This is a genomic window from Pseudomonas sp. PA-7-1E (assembly GCF_021605325.1).
Classification (GTDB): Bacteria; Pseudomonadota; Gammaproteobacteria; order Pseudomonadales; family Pseudomonadaceae; genus Aquipseudomonas; species Aquipseudomonas fluorescens_BV.
In genome coordinates, this window is sequence record NZ_WKFA01000005.1 from 149,283 (window position 1) to 170,802 (window position 21,520).

A 21,520-nucleotide genomic window follows, 5' to 3' on the forward strand; every position below is an offset into this window, starting at 1 on the left:
AACGGCGCCTCAGCTCTGTGACGCAGCTTTGGGAAGGATGTCGTTGGCCACCATCTCGCCAAACGGGCTGACGTAGCCGGCGCTTTTGGGCAGCTCGGGACGTTCGATATCCAGGTGCGGGAACAACAGCTCGGCGACCCGATACGACTCTTCCAGGTGTGGATAACCGGAGAAGATAAAGGTATCGATACCCAGGTCCGCGTACTCCTTGACCCGCGCCGCAACCGTTGGGCCATCGCCCACCAGCGCCGTCCCTGCGCCGCCACGTACCAGGCCGACGCCGGCCCACAGGTTGGGGCTGACTTCCAGGTTGTCACGGCTACCGCCGTGCAAGGCTGCCATGCGTTGCTGGCCCACCGAATCGAAGCGCGCCAAGGACGCCTGGGCGCGGGCGATGGTCTCGTCGTCCAGGTGGGAGATCAGTTTGTCGGCGGCTTTCCAGGCTTCGTCGTTGGTTTCGCGCACGATCACATGCAAGCGAATGCCAAAGCGCACCGTGCGTCCCAGTTTTGCAGCCTTGGCGCGTACCTGCGCGATCTTTTCCGCAACGGCTGCCGGCGGCTCGCCCCAGGTCAGCACCATCTCGACCTGTTCGGCCGCAAGGTCCTGGGCGGCTTCGGAGGAACCCCCGAAATACAGCGGCGGGCGTGGTTGTTGAATCGGTGGGTAGAGCAATTTTGCGCCTTTGACGCTGATGTGCTCGCCGTCGTAGTCCACGGTCTCGCCTTCCAGCACACGGCGCCAGATGCGGGTGAATTCCACCGACGCCTGGTAGCGTTCTTCATGGCTCAAGAACAATCCGTCGCCAGCCAGTTCTTCTGGATCGCCACCGGTGACCAGGTTGAACAGCGCACGGCCACCAGACAGGCGATCCAGGGTCGCGGCCTGACGCGCGGCCACGGTCGGGGAGATGATCCCAGGGCGCAGGGCAACCAGGAATTTCAAGCGCTGGGTCACGGGGATCAGCGAGGCGGCCACCAACCACGAGTCTTCGCAAGAGCGACCCGTAGGGATCAACACCCCGCCGAAACCCAGGCGGTCAGCAGCCTGGGCCACTTGTTGCAAGTAACCGTGGTCGACAGCGCGGGCGCCTTCGGCGGTGCCAAGGTAATGACCGTCGCCGTGGGTGGGCAGGAACCAGAAAATATTGAGGCTCATGGAGTTGTCTCCTGAATGAAGTCGGATTACGGCGCTTTGGCAACCGCGGCGGGTGGCGTCCAGATCACGTCCTTGATGCTCAAGGGCTTGGGGATCAATTTGAGTTGGTAGAAGGTGTCTGCGATTTTCTGCTGGGCGGCGACCACTGCCGGGGTCAGGAACAGCGCGCCGTAGCCCTGGCGTTTCACCGATGTGAGGGTGATATCTGCCGGCAGGCCGAGCAGTGGGGCGACCTGCTCAGTCACTTCCTGCGGGTTGGCCTTGGACCATTCGCCTACCGCACGCACCTCTTCCACCAACGCCTTGATCACTTGTGGGTGCTGTTCGGCGTAGGGTTTGGTGGCCAGGTAAAACTGATGGTTGTCGGCAATCCCGGTGCCGTCTCGCAGGGTGCGCGCTTGTAGTTGCTTCTCGGCGGCGGCCTGGTACGGGTCCCAGATCACCCAGGCGTCCACGCTGCCACGCTCGAACGCAGCACGGGCATCGGCGGGGGGCAGGAACACGGTCTTTACGTCGGTGTAGTTGAGACCGGCATCTTCCAGGGCACGCACTAGCAGGTAGTGCACGTTGGAGCCTTTGTTGAGCACGACCTTTTTACCCTTGAGCTCGGCCACCGATTTGATCGGCGAGTCCTTGGGCACCAGGATCGCTTCGCTGGTAGGCGCGGGTGGTTCGTAGGCGACATAGAGCAGATCGGCGCCAGCCGCCTGGGCAAACACCGGTGGAGTTTCGCCAGTAACGCCGAAGTCGATGGAGCCGACGTTCAGGCCCTCGAGCAATTGCGGGCCACCGGGAAACTCGGTCCACTGCACCTGCACGCCTTGGTCGGCCAGGCGTTTTTCCAGGGTGCCCTTGGCCTTGAGCAGCACCAGGGTGCCGTACTTCTGATAACCGATCCGCAAGGTCTCGGCGGCTTGGGCTTGAACGATGGCGCCGAAGGACACAGCCGCAGCAAAGAGTGCGACCAGACCACGACGCAAGATGACAGTGCGCATGGCGCTCTCTCCAACTGTGCGATTAGGGTTTTGGCTGCACCTGCTTGGCCGTTGTCGGCTGAGTAAGGTGAGTGTTTCCAGGTTTCTGGGGTGAGGCTCAGATGCTCCAGCGAGCACTCAACAAACGTTCATTCAATACGTCAGGGTCCAGCGGTTTTGGCCGGCGCGCCATGGCGCTGTAGAGCTGCTCCAAGGCTTCGTGCAGACGCTGTTCGAGTACCGGCACCAGTTGCGCCTGCACGCTGCCTTCGCCATAGGCGATCTGGCTGTCTTCGGCAAAAATACCGTGGAGCAATTCCTGGGCCTTGAGGGCCGACAGCACCGGCTTCAGGGCGTAGTCCACCGCCAGCATGTGGGCGATGCTGCCGCCGGTCGCCATCGGCAGCACCACCTTATGGGCCAGCGCACGCTCCGGCAGCAGGTCCAGTACGGTCTTCAACGCCCCGGAAAACGACGCCTTGTACACCGGCGTGGCGATCACCAGGCCGTCGGCATTGGCGACTTGTTGCAGCAGGTCAATGACCTTGGGGCTGTCGAAGCGTGCGTGCAGCAAGTCTTCAGCCGGGAAGTCCCGTACCTGGTAACTCACTACTTCCACGCCCTGCTGTTGCAGCCACTGACGGGTTTTATCCAGCAAGACCCCGGAGCGGGAACGCTGGCTGGGACTGCCTCCAAGTGTTACGACCAGCATGCAGGAGATTCCTTGAGCAAGTGTCGGCGGTTCGCTGTACGGCGATGGCGCCAAGATGGGATAGACCTTATCAGCAGATTTATATATCTATAAATCTTATTTATTCATTTGTTTATTCCACAAAAACATAAGCGAATGATCAATCCCCAGGCGAAAAAAAGGCCGTGGAAACGGCCTGAAAACCCCTGCTGTGAGTCAGTGCTTTTTGGTAGGAGCGAGCTTGCTCGCGAAAAACTCACAGGCGCCGCGTTCATTCAGGAAGCGCGCGTTATCGTTGACGTTTTTCGCGAGCAAGCTCGCTCCTACAGAGGGATGGTCCGTGATGCCTTAACGATTGGGTTGTGGGGTAAGACGCAGGTACGGCTTCACCGCGCGATAGCCCTTGGGAAAGCGTTTCTTGATCTCTTCCTCGTCCTTGAGCGACGGCACGATCACCACCTCATCCCCATCCTGCCAGTTGGCCGGTGTTGCCACCTTGTGGTTGTCGGTCAGCTGCAGCGAGTCGATCACCCGCAGGATTTCATGGAAATTACGCCCGGTGCTGGCCGGGTAGGTGATGGTCAGGCGGATCTTCTTGTTCGGGTCGATCACAAACAAGGAGCGCACGGTGAGGGTATCGCTGGCATTCGGGTGGATCAGGTCGTAGAGGTCCGAGACCTTGCGGTCGGCGTCGGCCAGGATCGGGAAGTTGACCACGGTGTTCTGGGTCTCGTTGATGTCTTCGATCCACTTGTGGTGCGAGTCCACCGGATCTACCGACAGGGCGATGGCCTTGACGCCACGCTTGGCGAATTCATCCTTGAGCTTGGCGGTAAAACCCAGCTCGGTGGTGCACACCGGCGTGAAGTCCGCAGGGTGGGAAAACAGCACACCCCAGCTGTCGCCCAGCCATTCGTGGAAGCGAATCTTGCCGGCGCTGGAATCCTGTTCGAAGTCGGGGGCGATATCGCCCAGTCTTAGGCTCATGGTGTGGCTCCTGATGAGTGCTTATGGAGCCCACTGTGCATGGATTTTTGGTGATTTAAAAAGAATAAATATCGATTTATCTAGACGATAAAAGAATATTAAAAATCAGTTCATTGGACTTGGGAACGGCCTGAGGCCAACATCGCCTTCAAGGTTCGAGAAGGCCTTGAGACGCTGCAAAAAAGAGGGATTCAGGAAGGGCTTGCGGGGGTTGAGCCCGACTTGAATAGCAAGACACCTTGCCCGGCATTGCGCCGGGCAAGGTTTTACAGTCTTACAACAGCGGGATCGAGTAGCTGACGATCAAGCGGTTTTCGTCCTGGTTACGCGCGTTGGCGATGTCGCTGCGCCACATAGCGTTTTTCCACGCCACGCCGACGTTCTTCAGCGGACCTTCCGGTACGACGTAGGCAACAGTGATGTCACGCTCCCACTCGGACTGGCCGGTGAACTCGGTACGGTTGCTGGCGACGGTGTCGATATGATCACCTTTCAGGTAAACCACACCGGCGGTCAGGCCAGGCACGCCGACTTTGGCGAAGTCGTAGGAGTAGCGAGCTTGCCAGGTACGCTCGCCGGCACGGGCGAACTTCTGGATTTGCATGTCGGTGGTGATGTAAGCCGACGAGCCGTCACCCTGGTTCAGCCAAGGGAAGTCGCTGCTGCCGTTGCTGACCTGGTAACCGCCACCGAAGGTGTGACCGGCCACCGAGTACAGGAACAGGCCGCTGTACAGGTTGTTGTCGACTTTGCCACGGCCGGAGTTCACGCCGCTGTAGTTGCCCGTCGAGAAGTAAGCGGACTGGTTGCCGTTGTTGCCATCGTCGGAGCTGTTGAAGTAACGCAGGTCAGACTTCAGCACGCCAGGACCGATGGCCCAGTTGTGGGTCAGGCCCAGGAAGTGTTGCTTGTAGAAATCTTCCAGGTTGCCGTAGTAGTACTGGGCGGTCAGATCCTTGGTGATCTTGTAGTCGCCACCGGCGTAGTAGAACTTGTTGCTCGAACGCCAGTTCACACCGCGGCTGTTGGCGCCGGAAATGGACAGGCTTTCGTTGTTGCTGGAGTTACGGCCCTTGGCCTTTTCGATCTGGCCAGCAACCAGGGTCAGGTCCTTGATGTCGCTGGAGGTGATCTGGCCACCTTGGAAGGTTTGCGGCAGCATACGACCATCGTTGGTGACGATGACCGGCAGCTTGGGCTGCAAGGTACCCAACTTCAGTTCGGTTTGAGAGATCTTGGCCTTGGCAGTCAGGCCCAGGCTGGAGTAGTTATCAACGGCTTCGCCATTGGACTTGCTCGGGAAGATCGTGCCACCGTAGGAGCTGGCAGTCGCGCCGTTGGTGCCACCGCCGGAATCCAGGCGAACACCCAGCAGGCCGATAGCGTCCAGACCGAAGCCGACGGTGCCTTGGGTGTAACCGGAGATGAAACGCAGATCGAAGCCTTGGCCCCATTCTTCGTTGCGGCTCGGGTTGGCCGTGCCTTCGCGGTTATCGGTGTTGATGTAGAAGTTACGCAGGCCCAGTGTGGCCTTGCTGTCTTCGATGAAACCGGCAGCGCCTGCTTGCTGGGCGATTGCGCCCAACGTTACAGCCACAGCCAAGGTGGACTTCTTCATGTACCGCTCCTCTCATTTCTAATTTTTGTATTTCTTTGGTCTCGGGTCTGACGCCCTCGATCCACAGATGCGCGATTAGCGCCGGATAGTGACCACCAAGTCAATCGTAACCTTGTGTGTCTACTACCTTCGTCTAATCGCAGTTGATTTGGTCCCTGCAGGGTAATGAGTTTTTCATACACCCAAAAAGAATTATTTCATTCTTTTTCATACGATCCAGGAATAAGACTTTCCGTGAAGCTGGCCGGTCAGGATAGACGCGCCGCTCCATAAGCTAATTCCTAAAGGGTATTTACTGGTGCTTTTTTAGATCGATTAGTGTTGCCGTACGGTTGCATACGTCACTCACGATCAAAAAGGCGACGCCATCATGGCCAAACGCACATCCTCCCGTCAATTTGTTACAGTTTTTGTATCGCTATTACTTTCTTTTGGTGTCAACGCCACCGACCTGACGGTGGGCTACCAGACCGGCATCGATCCCAGCAAGGTTCCCCAGGCCGACGGCCTGTATGAAAAAGCCATCGGCGAAAAAATCGCCTGGCGCCGCTTCAACAGCGGGCCAGAGGTAGTCACGGCCATCGCTTCGGGTGATGTACAAATCGGCAACCTCGGCTCCAGCCCGCTCGCGGCGGCGGCCTCGCGCAACCTGCCGATTGTGGCGTTTATCGTATCGGCACAGATCAACGCTTCTGAAGCCCTGGTGGTGCGCAACGGCAGTGGCATCGACAACCCCCAGGACTTGATCGGTAAAACCATCGCCACGCCCTTCGTCTCCACCTCCCATTACAGCCTGCTCGGCGCGCTGAAACACTGGGGGCTGGACACCAAACAAGTCAAAGTGGTCAACCTGCAACCGGCCGAAATCGCCGCTGCGTGGAAACGCGGCGATATTGATGGGGCTTTTGTGTGGTCCCCGGCCCTGGGTGAAATCCGCAAGAGCGGCAAGACCCTGACAGACGCGGCGCAGGTTGGCCAATGGGGCGCGCCGACGTTTGAGGTGTGGGTGGCGCGCAAGGATTTTGCGCAAAAACATCCTGAGGTAGTGGCCAAGTTCGCCAAAGTTACCCTGGATGCCTTTGCCGACTATGCCGCCCACAAAGACAGCTGGACGGTGGATTCCGAGCCAGTGCAGAAAATCGCCAAATTGACAGGTTCAAATGCGGATGACATTCCGGAACTCTTGGCCGGTACGACGTTTCCGGCTGCGCAGGCACAGCAAACCGCTGCGCTGCTCAAGGGCGGCACGGCGAAGGCGATTGAGGAGACGGCGAAGTTCTTGAAGGAACAGGGGAAGGTGGAGACGGTGCTGCCGGATTATTCGGCGTATGTGACCGACAAATTCATCACACAATAAATACAGTCTTCGGTGGGAGCTGGCTTGCCTGCGATACCAGCAACTCGGTCCTTCAGATAAACCGAGGCGCCACTATCGCAGGCAAGCCAGCTCCCACACAGAGCCGTACTCTTTTACAGGGCCTTTTCAAAGATCTTGGAGTTGCGCTGATAGTTGTACAGCGACGCTCGCGCCGACGGCAGGCGGTCCACGCTGCTGGGTACAAAGCCGCGTTCGCGGAACCAATGGGCCGTGCGCGTGGTGAGTACAAAGAGGGTTTTCAAGCCTTGGGCGCGTGCCCGGGTCTGGATGCGTTCGAGCAACACATCGCCTCGCGCGCCGTGGCGGTACTCCGGGTTCACTGCCAGGCACGCCAACTCCCCCGCATCCGAATCCGCGATCTGATACAGCGCCGCGCAGGCGATGATCATGCCTTCGCGCTCGACCACGCTGAACTGCTCGATCTCACGCTCCAGCACTTCCCGCGAACGGCGCACCAGAATGCCCTGCTCTTCCAGCGGGCTGATCAGGTCCAGCAAGCCGCCGACGTCTTCAATCGCCGCTTCGCGCACCAGTTCGAATTGTTCCTGGGCCACCAGCGTACCGCCACCATCGCGGGTGAACAGTTCGGTAAGCAAAGCGCCATCTTCGGCGTAGCTGACGATATGGCTGCGCCCTACTCCACCCCGGCAGGCTTCGGCAGCGGCATCGAGCAGTTCGGCTTGATAGTTGCTGCCCAGGCGTTGCAGGTGCGCGGGTACTTGTTGTGGGCGCAATTCACGCACCAGGCGGCCGTTCTCATCGATCAGACCGGGATCGGCGCCGAACAGCAGCAACTTGTCGGCGCCCAGGTCGATGGCGGCGCGGGTGGCGACGTCTTCGCAGGCCAGGTTGAAGATCTCGCCGGTGGGCGAATACCCCAACGGCGACAGCAGCACGATAGAGCGCTCATCCAACAGGCGGTTGATGCCCTTGCGGTCGACCCGGCGCACTTCGCCGGTGTGGTGGTAGTCCACGCCTTCAAGCACGCCGATTGGCCGTGCGGTGACCAGGTTGCCGCTGGCCACACGCAGGCGCGAGCCCTGCATCGGCGATGACGCCATGTCCATGGACAAGCGCGCCTCGATGGCAATGCGCAAATGACCCACCGCGTCGATCACACACTCCAGCGTCGCAGCATCGGTGATGCGCAAGCCTTCGTGGTAAGCCGGGGTAAGGCCGCGTGCTTCAAGGCGGGTTTCGATTTGCGGGCGCGAGCCATGCACCAGCACCAAGCGCACACCCAGGCTGTGAAGCAGCACCAGGTCGTGGACGATATTGCCGAAGTTGGGGTGGTCCACACCATCGCCGGGCAGCATGACCACAAAGGTGCAGTCGCGGTGGGCGTTGATGTAGGGCGAAGCGTGACGAAGCCAGTTGACGTATTCGGGCATAACACCTGGGCCTGTAATAAAAAGCAGCCAAATAAAGGATCAATCGTGAAAGCGCACAGCGGCTGATGGTTATCGTCGGAACAGGCTTGGCGACACGCTCACTCTCCTTATGTACGAATGGGCAGGGGTTAATTTATGCAGGTTTCAGGCAGTAGTGTTCGATCAGTTCCCGCAATAGACGCACTGTAGGCGTCAAGCGTGACATTTCAAGGTACTCGCCAGGCTGGTGGGCGCAGGCAATGTCGCCAGGCCCGAGCACCAGGGTTTCGCAACCAAGGCGCTGAAGATAAGGCGCTTCGGTGCCGAACGCTACTGCTTCGGCACGATGACCGGTCAAACGTTCCGCCACCCGCACCAGCTCGGCGTCTTCGGGCTGCTCAAAGGGGGGGACTTCGGGGAACAACGGCGCGTAGTCGATCTTGACCTTATGCCGCTCGGCCAGGGGTTCGAGCTTCTGGCGGATCGCGGCGCGCAGCACCTCGGGGTCCATGCCCGGCAGGGGTCGCAGGTCGAACTCCAGGGAGCACTGGCCGCAGATGCGGTTGGGGTTGTCGCCGCCGTGAATGCAGCCGAAGTTCATCGTCGGCTGCGGCACGCTGAATTGCGCGTTGCGGTACTCGCGCTGCCAGGCCAGGCGCAGGCCGCGCAGTTCGCCGATGGCGTCATGCATGGCTTCCAGGGCGCTATGGCCCAGGCTGGGGTCCGACGAGTGGCCACTGCGCCCGAGGATCTCGATGCGTTCCATCATCACGCCCTTGTGCAGGCGGATCGGCTTGAGCCCGGTCGGCTCGCCGATCACAGCTGCACGACCTAATGGGCGCCCCGCCTCGGCCAGCGCACGGGCACCGGACATAGAGCTTTCCTCATCACAGGTGGCCAGGATCAACAGCGGTTGCTTGAAGGGTTGGTCCAGCAGCGGCAACACCGCGTCGATAACCAGTGCGAAAAACCCCTTCATGTCACAACTGCCCAGCCCTACCCAGCGGCCGTCGACTTCCGTCAGCTTGAGCGGGTCGGTGTTCCACAGCGCCGCGTCATACGGCACGGTATCGCTATGCCCCGCCAACACCAAGCCACCGGGGCCGCTGCCGAAACTGGCCAACAGGTTGAACTTGCCGGGGCTGACTTGTTGGATATCGATGGCAAAGCCCAGGTCGCCCAGCCAAGCGGCGAGCAGGTCAATCACCGGGCGGTTGCTCTGGTCGAGAGACGCCTGGGTGCAGCTCACCGACGGCGCGGCGATCAAGGCGGCGAACTGCTCTTTCATGGACGGTAACGGCATGCGCGGTCTCCCAACTTCCCGGATGAACCTCACTATAGAGGCATCTGCGCAACACAATAAACCGTTGCGGCACGTTGCCGGGCTCAGTCCTGTACACTGCACGACCTTGGCAGCCACACTTTTCCCCGGCTGCGCTCCCGATCCTGGATTTTCCGGCCATGCAGAAAGAAACCGAAATCAAGCTACGCGTCAGCCGCGAAACACTCGCCGCGCTGCGTGAGCACCCGTTACTGAAAAAACGCAACAAAAGTGGCTGGGAACGCCGTGAGTTGATGAACCAGTACTTCGACACCCCCGAGCGTGACCTGGCCCAGGCCAAGGTTGCCCTGCGCCTGCGCAAGGACGGTGACGACATCATCCAGACCCTCAAGACCCGCGGCCAAAGCGTCGCCGGCTTGTCGGAACGCAACGAATACAACTGGGACCTGCCCAAAGCCAAGCTCGACGTGAAGAAACTCGATGGCGAGTGCTGGCCCGAGCAACTGGCCGAGCTGGACAAAAAGACCCTCAAGCCGATCTTCACCACCGACTTCGTGCGTGAACGCGCCGAAATCGCCTGGGGCCGTGGCAAGGCCAAGGTGGTGATCGAAGCCGCCCTGGACCTGGGCCATGTGGTGGTCGGCAAGCAGAAAGAAGAAATCTGCGAGCTGGAACTGGAACTGCGCGAAGGCGAACCGGCGGCCCTGCTGGAGCTGGCCGCCGAGCTGGCCGCAACCCTGGCCCTGATGCCGTGCGACATCAGCAAGGCCGAACGCGGCTATCGCCTGTATGACGCCAGCAGCTACTCCCTGAGCCTGCCGGCGCCACAGATCCACGCCGAAATGCCATTGGACGACGCCTTCGCCGCGATCCTGTGGCACCTGCTGGGCAGCAGCCAGCGCCTGGCCGAGCAATACCGCTTCAATGGCCACTGGCGCCTGCTGCAAGACTGGGTCGAGAACCTCGGTGAATTGCGCGCCCTGATCGGCAGCCTCGGCCAGGCCGCGCCACGCCAATCCACCAGCGAACTGCGCAGCGCCCTGGATGCGTTGCTGGAAGACTGGCGCCCGCTGGTCCAGGCCGGTGACGACGATGAAGACATTCGCAAAGCCGCGCCGGAACAGTTCATCGAAGAGCTGCAAGACGTGCGCTGGGGCCTGTTCTCACTCAACCTCTCGCGCTGGCTGCTGGCTCGCACCTGGACGGCCGAACGTAACGTGCGCGGCAACCGCCAGGGCGCTGCGCAAATTACCAACTGGCTGCCACGCCTGTTGGCCGACGACGCTGTCGCCCTGCAACTGCAGCGCTACCAGCAACAGCCGGAAGACCTGGCCGAGCAACTGCCGCGTATCGAACGCATCCAGGCCTGGCTGCACCATGCGCGCCATGTGGTGGACATTCCTGAGCTGGACCGTTTGTACGGCGAGCTGAACAAGCTGGCGCACCTGGCCAACCAGCCGATTACCGATGAGTCGCTGGATGCGCGTATGCACCAGGCGATTGCGGTTTATCAGAATCGTGCCTGGAAGACCCTTCTGCGCCTGTAAGTCACTCTACCTGTAGGAGCGAGCTTGCTCGCGAAAAACCCGAGAGCGATGTGGGGAGCCAGGCTTCCCGCGTTATCGTTAACGATCTTCGCGAGCAAGCTCGCTCCTACAGTCAATGGCATGCCTGTCAGCGCAATACTGGCAGGCTGGTGGTGGACTTGATCTCCGACAGCGCCACAATCGAGTTGACCTCCTGAATCCCCGGCACCATCGACAACTTCTCGAAGAAAAACCGCTCGTACGCCTCGATATCCGAGGTGACGATACGCAGCAGAAAATCCACCGCCCCCATCAGCACATAGCACTCCAACACTTCCGGGAACCCGCGAATCGCCTCGGTGAACTCAGTGAAATTGGAGCGACCGTGGGCGTTGAGTTTGACCTCGGCGAAAATCTGCGTGTTGAGCCCGATTTTCTTGCGGTCCAGCAGGGTGACCTGGCCGCGGATCACGCCCTCCTCCTTGAGCCGCTGAATACGCCGCCAGCATGGCGACTGCGACAGGCCGACCTGTTCGGCAATCTGTGCACTGGAGAGCGAGGCATCCTCTTGCAGCAAGGCCAGGATGCGGCGGTCGTAGGCGTCCAACTCACTGTGCATAAAAGTACCCATGAATAGGCTTATCTTGAATTGTTTTGGTCTATTTATCGCCAAATAGGCTTATTTTAGATAAGAAATCTCCCCAGGCGAATGTAAAAATTTTCCCAGTCGAAACTGGAGAGTCAGCATGCATGCCGTCGAAACCGCCTACCCCGCGACCCGCGTCGATGCGTGGGCCGCCAATAGCAGCCACTGCCAAGCGCACTATCGCATCGTCGCCGAGGCTGAACCGGACGTGCTGTGCCGGGTGCTGAACCACTTCGCGCTGCAATTGCTCACGCCCACCCAGGTCAGCATGAACCGGGAAGCCGACCTGCTGAGCATCGATATCGTGATGACCGGCCTGAGCTGGCACCGCGCCCAAGTGATCGGTGAAAAGATTCGAAACCTGATCAGCGTCTGCACCCTGGAGCTGTGGTCGGCTGATTCCGAGCGGCCTCAAGCGTTGGCGGCGATGGCGCAGTAAAAACCGGCAATACAAGCGCCAGCAGGATCTTCAGCGGCCGGCTAGCCTGGGATTACCCCCACGCCCCAGGAAAACCTGCATGCCCGTCGCCACTCACGATCACCCCTTGGAACTGCAGCAATTATTGCCGGAGTTGGTCGAGCAAGGGCTGATCACGGCGCAGGCGGCGCAAAAGGTAGCGCCAGCGTCCGGCAGCCAGCATCCCTTGGAATGCATCGCAGCCCAGGGCCCTTGCGTGGAGACCTTGACCCAATGGCTGGCCCGGCAGGTAGGCCAACCTTACCTGCGCATCGACCCGTTGAAGATTGATGTGGCAGCCGTGGTGCCGTTGATGTCCCACGCCTTTGCCCAGCGCCACGGCATTCTCGCAGTCGCCGTCGATACTCACAGCGTGACGATCGCCAGTGCCCAACCCCATGTCACCACCTGGGAAGCCGGGCTGTCCCAGGTGCTCAGACGCACGATCAAGCGCGTGGTTGCCAACCCCAGCGATATCCAGCGCTGTATCAACGAGTTTTACCGTTTAGCCAAGTCCGTCAGCGGTGCGGATGAAAAGATGACGACGCCTGGCAATCTCGACTTGCTCAGCCTCGGCGCCAGCGACAAGGAGCCGGATGCCAACGACGCGCATATCGTCAACATCGTCGACTGGCTGCTGCAGTACGCCTTTGGCCAACGAGCCAGCGATATCCATATCGAGCCCTGCCGCGACCAGGGTCGGGTGCGCTTTCGCATTGATGGGCTGCTGCATGACGTCTATCAATTTCCCCCGCAGGTCACCATGGCCGTGGTCAGCCGCCTGAAAAGCCTGGGGCGAATGAACGTGGCCGAAAAACGCAAACCCCAGGATGGCCGCGTCAAGACCCGGAACCCTGCGGGTGTCGAAGTGGAATTGCGGCTTTCGACCCTGCCCACGGCATTCGGCGAAAAACTGGTGATGCGAATTTTCGACCCACAAGTGCTGCTCAAGGACTTTGACCAGTTGGGTTTGTCCAACGCCGACCAGCAGCGCTGGCACGCCATGACGCGACGCAGCCACGGCATCATCCTCGTCACCGGCCCCACCGGCTCAGGCAAGACCAGCACCCTCTACACCACCCTCAGGCAACTGGCGACCCGCGAGGTCAACCTGTGCACGGTGGAAGACCCGATTGAAATGGTCGAGCCGGCCTTCAACCAGATGCAGGTCCAGCACAACATCGACCTCACGTTCGCAAGCGGCATCCGCGCCCTGCTGCGCCAGGACCCGGACATCATCATGATCGGCGAAATCCGCGACCAGGAAACCGCAGAGATGGCTATCCAGGCCGCGCTGACCGGGCACCTGGTTTTCTCGACCTTGCACACCAACGATGCACCCAGCGCCATCAGCCGCCTGCAGGAACTGGGCGTTGCTCACTATTTGATCAAAGCTACGCTCATAGGGGTGATGGCGCAGCGCCTGGTGCGGCTGCTGTGCAGCCATTGCAAGCGCCCGCTGGGCCAGGAGGACGCTGACGGCTGCGAAGCCGTCGGCTGTGCGCAATGCCGTGACAGCGGTTATCGAGGCAGGGCCGGGCTGTATGAAATCATGCTCATGGACCCGGCACTCCAAGCGCTGGTCACCCCGGGCGCGGACGTACAAGCGCTGCGCCGTGAGGCACTGGCGCAGGGCATGAGCAGCCTGCGCATGGCCGGCGTCGAGAAAGTGAAGGCCGGCCTGACCACGATGACGGAGGTATTGCGGGTCACGCCAGGGGATTCAGAAACAAATTCTTCGGGTTTGATCGAGTACTGAAACTGTTTAGTCAGTGATGGAACTGGATCGGGTTAACTACAATCAAAACGTACAGATAACCCACCGGAGTCACCCATCATGCGTCTCAAATATGCTGTCGCAACCCTCGCTGTGCTTTCCCTACCTGTCGGCTCAGCCATGGCCGATAGCTTCTGGCGTAATGTCATCTCGTCGGGCGCCACCACTGGCTCGACTTACCTGACGTTCAAGGACCACAAGCTGGTGGTCGCCGCCCAGGACGACGCGGGCAGCTTCGTCGCCAGCGACGGCGGCATTCGCGGCCCGTATCTGGAAGCGGCCATGCAGAAGGTCCGCGCCGATAACCCTGGCCTCCAAGCCACGGACATGGAACTGGCTAACGCCATCCTGGCGAAGAATGCTGTAACCGAGTAACAACTGCCCTCATAAAAAATGCCGCTTTCTCAAGCGGCATTTTTTTGCCTGCTGCATGACGAATCGTTCATGGATGACAGGCTATATTCAGTCTCAGCGTGCAACCATGCCCTACTGACTCGTCTATCTTTCATTGCCTACCTGAAACGGATGCCTTCTTCGTCATGAGCCAACAGCCCTTCCTGCCGTTTTCCAAACCGACCATTGATGAAGCCACCATTTCGGCGGTCGGCGATGTTCTGCGTTCCGGCTGGATCACCAGCGGACCAAAGGTGCAGGCGTTCGAAGCACAGCTGTCGGACTATTTTGGCGGCCGTCCGGTGCGCACCTTCAACTCGGGCACCTGCACCATGGAGATCGCCTTGCGCATCGCCGGGATCGGGCCTGGGGATGAAGTCATCACCACCCCAATTTCCTGGGTTGCCACGGCTAACGTGATTCTCGAAGTCGGTGCCACTCCGGTCTTTGCCGACATCGACCCGGTGACGCGCAATATCGACCTGGCCCAGGTAGAAGCGGCCATTACTCCGCGCACCAAGGCGATCATCCCGGTCTACTTGGCCGGCTTGCCTGTGGATATGCCGATGCTCTACGCGCTGGCCAACAAGTACAACCTGCGTATTGTCGAAGATGCTGCCCAGGCCCTGGGGTCCAGCTGGGATGGAGAACGCATCGGCGCAACCGGCGACTTCGTGTCCTTCAGCTTCCAGGCGAACAAGAACATCACGTCGTCCGAAGGCGGCTGCCTGGTGTTGAACAATGCCGAGGAGGCCCGTCTGGCAGAGAAGTACCGACTGCAAGGCGTCACCCGCAGCGGCTTCGATGGCCTGGATGTGGATGTGCTGGGTGGCAAGTTCAACATGACCGACATTGCCGCCGCCATAGGCCTGGGGCAATTTGCGCACATCGAGAAGATCACCGCCCATCGTCAGAACCTGGCACGGCACTACTTCAAATGCTTTGGCAGCGATTTCGAAGCCCAATACGGCGTGCAACTGCCGCCGGCCGACTTCGAAAACAGCAACTGGCACCTGTTCCAACTGGTATTGCCGGAGCGCCAGGATGGCCTGCCAGCCCGCGCCACGTTCATGGAACAGATGCAGGCCCACGGCGTGGGTATCGGCTATCACTACCCGCCGATCCACCTGCTGAGCCTGTATCGGGCACAGGGTTTCAAGGAAGGCATGTTCCCGGTGGCGGAGCGTGTTGGGCGTTTGATCGTGTCGTTGCCGATGTTCACGGCGATGACAGAGGCGGATGTGGAGCGGGCTGTAGCGGCGGTTAAAGCCGTATTGAAAAGAGACTGATCACAACCAGCAGACACACCCCAATCAACTGTGGGAGCTGGCTTGCCTGCGATGCTGGCACCTCGGTGTATCGGTGATACCCGGGTGATCCAATCGCAGGCAAGCCAGCTCCCACATTGATTTGTGTCGTTGTAACTATGGCGTTTATTCGCCGATGGCGGCTTTGTAGCCCGCGGCATCCAGCAGCTTGTCCAGCTCGGCCTTGTCGCTTGGCTTGAGCTTGAAGATCCACGCGCCGTACGGGTCAGAGTTCAGCAGCTCAGGGCTGCCACTCAGCTCTTCGTTGACAGCAATCACTTCGCCGGCAACCGGCGAGTAGATATCCGAGGCTGCTTTCACCGACTCAACCACACCCGCCTGGCCTTGCGCTTCAAAATTGGCACCCACTTCCGCCAACTCAACAAACACCACATCACCCAAAGCTTCCTGTGCATGGTCGGAGATCCCGACGGTCACGGTGCCGTCAGCTTCCAGACGGGCCCATTCGTGACTTTCGGCAAAACGCAGGTCGGCAGGGATATTGCTCATAGTCTGTGTCCTCAAGATGAAATGTCAGCGGCCTTTGGCCTGCCGGAATTGGTTAGATCAGGGTTTTGCCATGACGCACGAAGGTCGGCTTGACCACTCGAACCGGATACCACTTGCCGCGGATTTCCACTTCGGCCCGGTCGGCAGTCGCCGTCGGCACACGCGCCAGCGCAATGGATTTGCTTAGCGTAGGCGAGAAACTACCACTGGTGATCTCTCCTTCGCCAACATTGGCGATACGAACCACCTGATGAGCACGTAGCACGCCACGCTCTTCGAGGACGAGCCCCACCAGTTTGAACTGCACGCCGGCCGCTTTTTCTGCTTCCAGCGCAGCGCGGCCAATGAAGTTACGCTCGACCGGTTCCCAGGCGATGCTCCAGGCCATGTTGGCCGCCAGGGGCGAGACGGCCTGGTGAATATCCTGGCCATAGAGGTTCATGCCAGCCTCAAGGCGCAAGGTGTCGCGCGCACCGAGACCGATGGGGGAAATGCCCGCGCCCACCAGATCGTTGAAAAAGCCCGGTGCCTGATCGGCCGGCAGCACGATTTCGAGGCCGTCTTCGCCGGTATAGCCGGTGCGGGCGATAAACCAGTCACCGTCGGCCCGGCCTTCGAACGGCTTGAGCTGGTGGATCAGGGTGCCACGGGACTGGGTCACCAGTTCGGCGATTTTCTGCCGGGCGTGGGGGCCTTGGATGGCGAGCATGGCCAACTCTGACCGCTCATGCAGCTGCACTGAGTAGGTGCCCAGTTGCGCCTGCATCCAGGCCATGTCCTGATCGCGGGTGGCGGCGTTGACCACCAGGCGGTAACCGGTTTCGGTGCGGTAGACGATCATGTCGTCCACTACCCCACCCTGCTCGTTGAGCATGGCGCTGTATAACGCACGGCCACAGCCGTGCAGTCGGTCGACATCATTGGCCAGCAGGTACTGGAGCCATTCCTTGGCCTGGGGGCCGGTGACATCGATTACGGTCATATGAGATACATCGAAGACCCCGCAGTCGCGCCGCACCTGGTGGTGTTCTTCAACTTGCGAGCCGTAATGCAAAGGCATATCCCAACCGCCAAAATCGACCATTTTCGCGCCGAGGGCGAGATGCAGGTCATACAGAGGCGTACGCTGTCCCATGGGTTTCTCCTTCCGGGCTTGGCGAAGGCGCGCAGAGCTGCCACTTGCGCCGAACACCTTGTACTACAAGGCCCGCAGCCACATACAGCAGGTCGATCCGAAAGACGGAGCGCACCGAATGCCGCGCATTGTAGCCTCAAGCCGTAGGACTGGCACCTAACCGATTTGCCGAGCCGAGCGACGAATCAGCCCGATGACCGGCAACAAGCCAACCAGCACAAGGGTCAGCGCCGGCAAAGACGCCCGCGCCCATTCGCCTTCACTGGTCATTTCAAAGATGCGGACCGCCAGGGTGTCCCAACCAAACGGGCGCATCAGCAAGGTGGCGGGCATTTCCTTGAGCACATCCACAAACACCAGCAGCGCTGCGCTCAACGTGCCCGGCAGCAATAACGGCAGATACACTTTGCAAAACAGTCGTGGGCCGCTCACGCCAAGGCTGCGTGCCGCTTCGGGCAGTGACGGACGGATTCGCGCCAGGCTGTTTTCCAGCGGCCCGTAGGCCACCGCCAGGAACCGCACCAGGTACGCCAGCACCAGTGCCGACAGGCTGCCCAGCAGCAAAGGCTTGCCCGCCCCGCCCAGCCATCCGGAGAGCGGCACCACCAACTCGCGGTCCAGGTAACTGAACGCCAGCATGATCGACACCGCCAGCACCGAGCCTGGCAAGGCATAGCCGACATTGGCCAGGCTGATACCGGAGCGAATCGCGCGAGTGGGCGCCAGACGGTTGGCAAAGGCCAGTATCAGCGCCACGCTGACCGTGATCAGCGCTGCGATACCGCCCAGGTAAAGGGTATGCACGATCAGCCCGGTGTAACGTTCATCCAGGTCGAAGCGGCCACGCTGCCAGAACCACGCCACCAGTTGCAGCATCGGAATCACGAACGCACAGGCGAAGACCAAGCTGCACCACGCGCTGGCCGCCACGGCTTTGAACCCGCGCAGGTGGTACAACGCCTTGCCCCGTGGGCGCTCATTGCTCGGTCGGCTGGCCCCGCGCGCACGTCGCTCGCCATACAGCACCAGCATCACTACCAGCAGCAGCAGGCTGGCCAGTTGCGCGGCACTGGACAGGCTGAAAAAGCCGTACCAGGTTTTATAGATTGCGGTGGTAAAGGTGTCGAAATTGAACACCGAGACCGCGCCAAAATCCGCGAGCGTCTCCATCAGCGCCAAGGCCACACCGGCACCAATTGCTGGTCGCGCCATTGGCAATGCCACGCGCCAGAACGCTTGCCATGGCGATTGCCCCAGCACCCGCGCCGCTTCCATCAAGCCTTTGCCCTGGGCCAGGAACGCGCTGCGCGCCAGCAGGTAGACATAGGGATAGAACACCAGCACCAACACAATGACCACGCCGCTGGTAGAGCGTACCCGCGGCAAACGCAGCCCGGTGCCGAACCACTCGCGCAGCAGGGTTTGCACCGGGCCGGCGAAATCCAGCAGGCCCACAAACACGAAGGCCAGCACATAGGCAGGGATTGCAAAGGGCAACATCAGTGCCCAGTCGAGCCAGCGCCGCCCGGGGAACTCGCACAGGCTGGTCAGCCAGGCCAGGCTGACGCCCAGCAGCGTCACGCCCAGGCCGACACCGAGCACCAGGGTCAAGGTGTTGCCCAGCAAGCGGGGCATCTGAGTGTCCCAGAGGTGCGACCAGATCTGCGGGTCGATGCTTTGCCAGGACAGCAGCAGCACGCTCAGCGGCAACAGCACCAGGGCGGCGACGCTGAAAACCGGTAGGTACCAGCGACGTTGGGCGGGGTGGGCCAAGGAAAAGCTCTCAGAAAAATAAAGATGTTGAAGCGGCCACTAACCAATGTGGGAGCTGGCTTGCCTGCGATACAAGCACCTCGGTGTATCAGTGATACCGAAGTGATGCAATCGCGGGCAAGCCAGCTCCCACAGTTAAGCGGCGCAGCTTCAGTTCCAGCCAGCGCGATCCATCAGGCGAATCGCTTCGGCCTGGCGCTTGCCTGCCACTTCCACCGGCAAGGTATCGGCCACGAACTTGCCCCAGGTCGCCACTTCCGCCGATGGCGGTACCGCTGGGTTGGCCGGGAACTCCTGGTTGACGTCGGAGAAGATCTTCTGTGCCTCAGGCGTGGTCATCCACTCCACCAGCGCCTTGGCCGCTTCCGGGTGCGGTGCGTGCTGGGTCAGGCCGATGCCAGAGAGGTTCACATGTACGCCGCGGTCGCCCTGGTTCGGCCAGAACAACTTCACCGCCAGCTCTGGCTTCTGCTTGTGCAGGCGACCGTAGTAATAGGTATTGACGATACCCACGTCGCATTGCCCGGCGTTGATGGCCTCCAGCACGGCGATGTCATCGGAGAACACGTCAGTGGAGAGGTTATTCACCCAACCCTTGATGATTTCTTCGGTCTTGGCCGCGCCATGGGTTTCGATCAACGTGGCGGTCAGCGACTGGTTGTAGACTTTTTTCGCCGTGCGCAGGCACAGGCGGCCTTCCCACTGCTTGTCGGCCAGGGCTTCGTAGGTGGTCAGGTCGCCCGGTTTTACCCGGTCGGTGGAATAGGCGATCGTTCGCGCACGCAGGCTCAAACCGGTCCAGGCGTGGGCCGATGAGCGATATTGCAGAGGAATGTTCTTGTCGATGACAGGAGAGGTGAACGGTTGCAGGATGCCCATCTGCTCGGCCTGCCAGAGGTTACCGGCGTCAACGGTGAGCAGCAGGTCGGCGGTGGCGTTCTCGCCCTCGGCCTTGATGCGCTGCATCAACGGGGCTTCCTTGTCGGTGATGAACTTGACCTGTACGCCGGTCTTTTTGGTGTAGGCGTCGAACACGGGCTTGATCAGTTCGTCGATACGCGAGGAGTAGACCACGACTTCGTCGGCCGCCTGCACGGTGGTGCTGCCGATCAGGGTGAGTGCCAGGGCAGTCAGGAGGCGCTTGGGTGCCAACATGGGTGCGGTCTCTCATTTGCAAATGGAGGGCAAATGATAAGGACTCACATTTGGTAACGCTTGGTGGAGGCGTTACCAGATGTTGCACAGCCAGAATATGCGCTGGAGCTGATGGCCTCATCGCGGGCAAGCCCGGCTCCCACAGAGGGTTGTATTGTCAGTTCAGGGTTTGGCGAGTTCGGGAAGATCGCCAGTCAACCCCAGCGCCTGGCGCACAAACACTGCCTTGGCTTCGGGCATCTGGTCGACGATTTTCAAACCCGCGTTGCGCAACCAGCGCAGCGGCAGTTGATCGGCCTGGAACAAGCGCTCAAAGCCTTCCATCGCCGCCATCAGCGCCAGGTTATGGGGCATGCGGCGCCGCTCGTAACGGCTCAGCACTTTTACATCGGCCAGGCGCTCGCCGCGCTCGGTCGCCGCCAACAGCACTTCGGCCAGCACGGCTGCATCGAGGAACCCCAGGTTGACGCCCTGCCCCGCCAACGGGTGAATGACGTGGGCGGCGTCGCCGATCAACGCCAGGCCTTCGGCCACATAACGTTTGGCATGGCGCTGGCGCAACGGTACGCACACACGCGGGTCGGCACTAACCACAGTGCCCAAGCGCCCCTCGAAGGCACGCTCCAGTTCCCGACAGAAGCGTTCATCATCCAGCGCCATCAAGCGCTCGGACTCCGCGGGCGTGGTCGACCAGACAATCGAGCACCAGTCTTCCTGCCCATCGCGCACCAGCGGCAGGAACGCCAACGGGCCGGTGTCGGTGAAACGTTGCCACGCGGTGCGCTGGTGCGGCTGACTGCTGCGCACGCTGGTGACGATGGCGTTGTGCAGGTAATCCCATTCGCGGGTAGGTGTACCGGTCAGGCGGCGTACGGCGGAGTTGGCACCGTCGGCGGCCACCACCAGCGGCGCGCGCAGCTTGCGGCCGTCGGCCAGGGTCAACAACCAGTCATCGCCGGATCGGCGCATCTGTTCCAGGCGCGCATTGGCCAGCAGGCCGAGGTCGCAGTCATGCAGGCGATCGAGCAAGGCATCCTGCACCACGCGGTTCTCGACGATATGCCCAAGCACCTCCGCATGCACACTGGCCGCCGAGAAGTGGATCTGCCCAGTGCCGCTGCCGTCCCATACCTGCATTTCGCCATAGGGGCTGGCACGCCGCTCTACGATGCCGTCCCACACGCCCAGGCACTCAAGAATGCGCTGGCTGGCCGCCGACAGCGCGCTCACCCGCGGTTCAAACGCCGCAGCCGGTTCAAACGGCTTGACGCTCAACGGGCTGCCGTCGAGCAGCAGCACCTGCAGGCCACTGCCCTGCAACGCCAGCGCCAGGGCGCTTCCGACCATTCCGGCCCCGACAATCAGCACATCTGCGCGCATGTC

19 protein-coding genes are annotated in these 21,520 nt (G+C 60.8%); 6 read left to right on the forward strand and 13 right to left on the reverse strand.

What is annotated here, in order from left to right; translation table 11 throughout:
• Positions 1-9: 9 nt before the first annotated feature.
• The 5 genes from ssuD to GIW79_RS05320 all read right to left on the reverse strand — a co-directional run bounded on the left by ssuD (position 10) and on the right by GIW79_RS05320 (position 5,428).
• On the reverse strand, positions 10-1,158 hold the full coding sequence (gene ssuD, locus GIW79_RS05300) for an FMNH2-dependent alkanesulfonate monooxygenase (RefSeq protein WP_003195260.1): 1,149 nt from the start codon (positions 1,156-1,158) through the stop codon (positions 10-12).
• 26 nt (positions 1,159-1,184) lie between these two features.
• Positions 1,185-2,153, reverse strand: a complete 969-nt coding sequence (locus tag GIW79_RS05305) for a sulfonate ABC transporter substrate-binding protein (RefSeq protein WP_181124109.1) — start codon at positions 2,151-2,153, stop codon at positions 1,185-1,187.
• Between the two features lie 97 nt (positions 2,154-2,250).
• Entirely contained in the window at positions 2,251-2,844 is a 594-nt protein-coding gene (gene ssuE / locus GIW79_RS05310) for an NADPH-dependent FMN reductase (RefSeq protein ID WP_014720392.1), read from the reverse strand.
• Between the two features lie 327 nt (positions 2,845-3,171).
• On the reverse strand, positions 3,172-3,810 hold the full coding sequence (locus GIW79_RS05315) for a peroxiredoxin (protein WP_003195267.1): 639 nt from the start codon (positions 3,808-3,810) through the stop codon (positions 3,172-3,174).
• 274 nt (positions 3,811-4,084) lie between these two features.
• Positions 4,085-5,428, reverse strand: coding sequence for an OprD family porin (locus GIW79_RS05320; protein WP_034128998.1), 1,344 nt, complete (start codon positions 5,426-5,428; stop codon positions 4,085-4,087).
• A 370-nt stretch (positions 5,429-5,798) separates the two neighbouring features.
• On the opposite strand from GIW79_RS05320, the gene tauA reads away from it, so the two are divergent.
• Positions 5,799-6,785, forward strand: a complete 987-nt coding sequence (tauA, locus tag GIW79_RS05325; RefSeq protein ID WP_236452487.1) for a taurine ABC transporter substrate-binding protein — start codon at positions 5,799-5,801, stop codon at positions 6,783-6,785.
• Positions 6,786-6,898: 113 nt separating this feature from the next.
• Here the strand turns inward: tauA and argA are convergent, their stop codons facing one another.
• Both argA and argE read right to left on the reverse strand, forming a co-directional pair.
• On the reverse strand, positions 6,899-8,197 hold the full coding sequence (gene argA, locus GIW79_RS05330) for an amino-acid N-acetyltransferase (protein ID WP_003195273.1): 1,299 nt from the start codon (positions 8,195-8,197) through the stop codon (positions 6,899-6,901).
• Between the two features lie 133 nt (positions 8,198-8,330).
• Positions 8,331-9,479 carry an acetylornithine deacetylase gene (gene argE / locus GIW79_RS05335; protein WP_096144046.1) on the reverse strand — a complete coding sequence of 383 codons (1,149 nt, stop codon included), beginning with the start codon at positions 9,477-9,479 and terminating at the stop codon, positions 8,331-8,333.
• Positions 9,480-9,637: 158 nt separating this feature from the next.
• Between argE and GIW79_RS05340 the strand changes: the two genes are divergently transcribed.
• Positions 9,638-11,005 (forward strand): CYTH domain-containing protein, encoded by a 1,368-nt coding sequence (locus GIW79_RS05340; RefSeq protein ID WP_020301821.1) that lies wholly within the window; start codon positions 9,638-9,640, stop codon positions 11,003-11,005.
• Between the two features lie 127 nt (positions 11,006-11,132).
• Here the strand turns inward: GIW79_RS05340 and GIW79_RS05350 are convergent, their stop codons facing one another.
• Positions 11,133-11,603, reverse strand: coding sequence for an Lrp/AsnC family transcriptional regulator (locus tag GIW79_RS05350; RefSeq protein WP_003195279.1), 471 nt, complete (start codon positions 11,601-11,603; stop codon positions 11,133-11,135).
• Positions 11,604-11,730: 127 nt separating this feature from the next.
• On the opposite strand from GIW79_RS05350, the gene GIW79_RS05355 reads away from it, so the two are divergent.
• From GIW79_RS05355 to GIW79_RS05370, 4 genes are all read left to right on the forward strand, one after another.
• Positions 11,731-12,069: a hypothetical protein gene (locus GIW79_RS05355; RefSeq protein ID WP_236452488.1), complete on the forward strand. Its 339-nt coding sequence runs from the start codon at positions 11,731-11,733 to the stop codon at positions 12,067-12,069.
• 79 nt (positions 12,070-12,148) lie between these two features.
• Entirely contained in the window at positions 12,149-13,846 is a 1,698-nt protein-coding gene (locus GIW79_RS05360; protein WP_057975327.1) for a GspE/PulE family protein, read from the forward strand.
• A 78-nt stretch (positions 13,847-13,924) separates the two neighbouring features.
• The gene (locus tag GIW79_RS05365; RefSeq protein WP_003176799.1) at positions 13,925-14,239 is read left to right on the forward strand and encodes a DUF2388 domain-containing protein; all 315 of its coding nucleotides are present in this window, start codon (positions 13,925-13,927) and stop codon (positions 14,237-14,239) included.
• A 164-nt stretch (positions 14,240-14,403) separates the two neighbouring features.
• Positions 14,404-15,546: a DegT/DnrJ/EryC1/StrS family aminotransferase gene (locus tag GIW79_RS05370; RefSeq protein WP_236452490.1), complete on the forward strand. Its 1,143-nt coding sequence runs from the start codon at positions 14,404-14,406 to the stop codon at positions 15,544-15,546.
• 144 nt (positions 15,547-15,690) lie between these two features.
• Here the strand turns inward: GIW79_RS05370 and gcvH are convergent, their stop codons facing one another.
• The 5 genes from gcvH to GIW79_RS05395 all read right to left on the reverse strand — a co-directional run bounded on the left by gcvH (position 15,691) and on the right by GIW79_RS05395 (position 21,517).
• On the reverse strand, positions 15,691-16,074 hold the full coding sequence (gcvH, locus tag GIW79_RS05375) for a glycine cleavage system protein GcvH (protein WP_003195293.1): 384 nt from the start codon (positions 16,072-16,074) through the stop codon (positions 15,691-15,693).
• 52 nt (positions 16,075-16,126) lie between these two features.
• A complete protein-coding gene (gene gcvT, locus GIW79_RS05380; protein WP_034129004.1) occupies positions 16,127-17,209 on the reverse strand; it encodes a glycine cleavage system aminomethyltransferase GcvT in 1,083 nt (360 codons plus the stop codon).
• A 156-nt stretch (positions 17,210-17,365) separates the two neighbouring features.
• Complete coding sequence (locus GIW79_RS05385) at positions 17,366-18,982, reverse strand: ABC transporter permease (protein WP_020301817.1); 1,617 nt, start codon at positions 18,980-18,982, stop codon at positions 17,366-17,368.
• A gap of 150 nt (positions 18,983-19,132) precedes the next feature.
• A complete protein-coding gene (locus GIW79_RS05390; RefSeq protein WP_236452492.1) occupies positions 19,133-20,137 on the reverse strand; it encodes an extracellular solute-binding protein in 1,005 nt (334 codons plus the stop codon).
• Positions 20,138-20,299: 162 nt separating this feature from the next.
• The gene (locus GIW79_RS05395; protein WP_236452503.1) at positions 20,300-21,517 is read right to left on the reverse strand and encodes a 2-octaprenyl-3-methyl-6-methoxy-1,4-benzoquinol hydroxylase; all 1,218 of its coding nucleotides are present in this window, start codon (positions 21,515-21,517) and stop codon (positions 20,300-20,302) included.
• Positions 21,518-21,520: the final 3 nt, after the last annotated feature.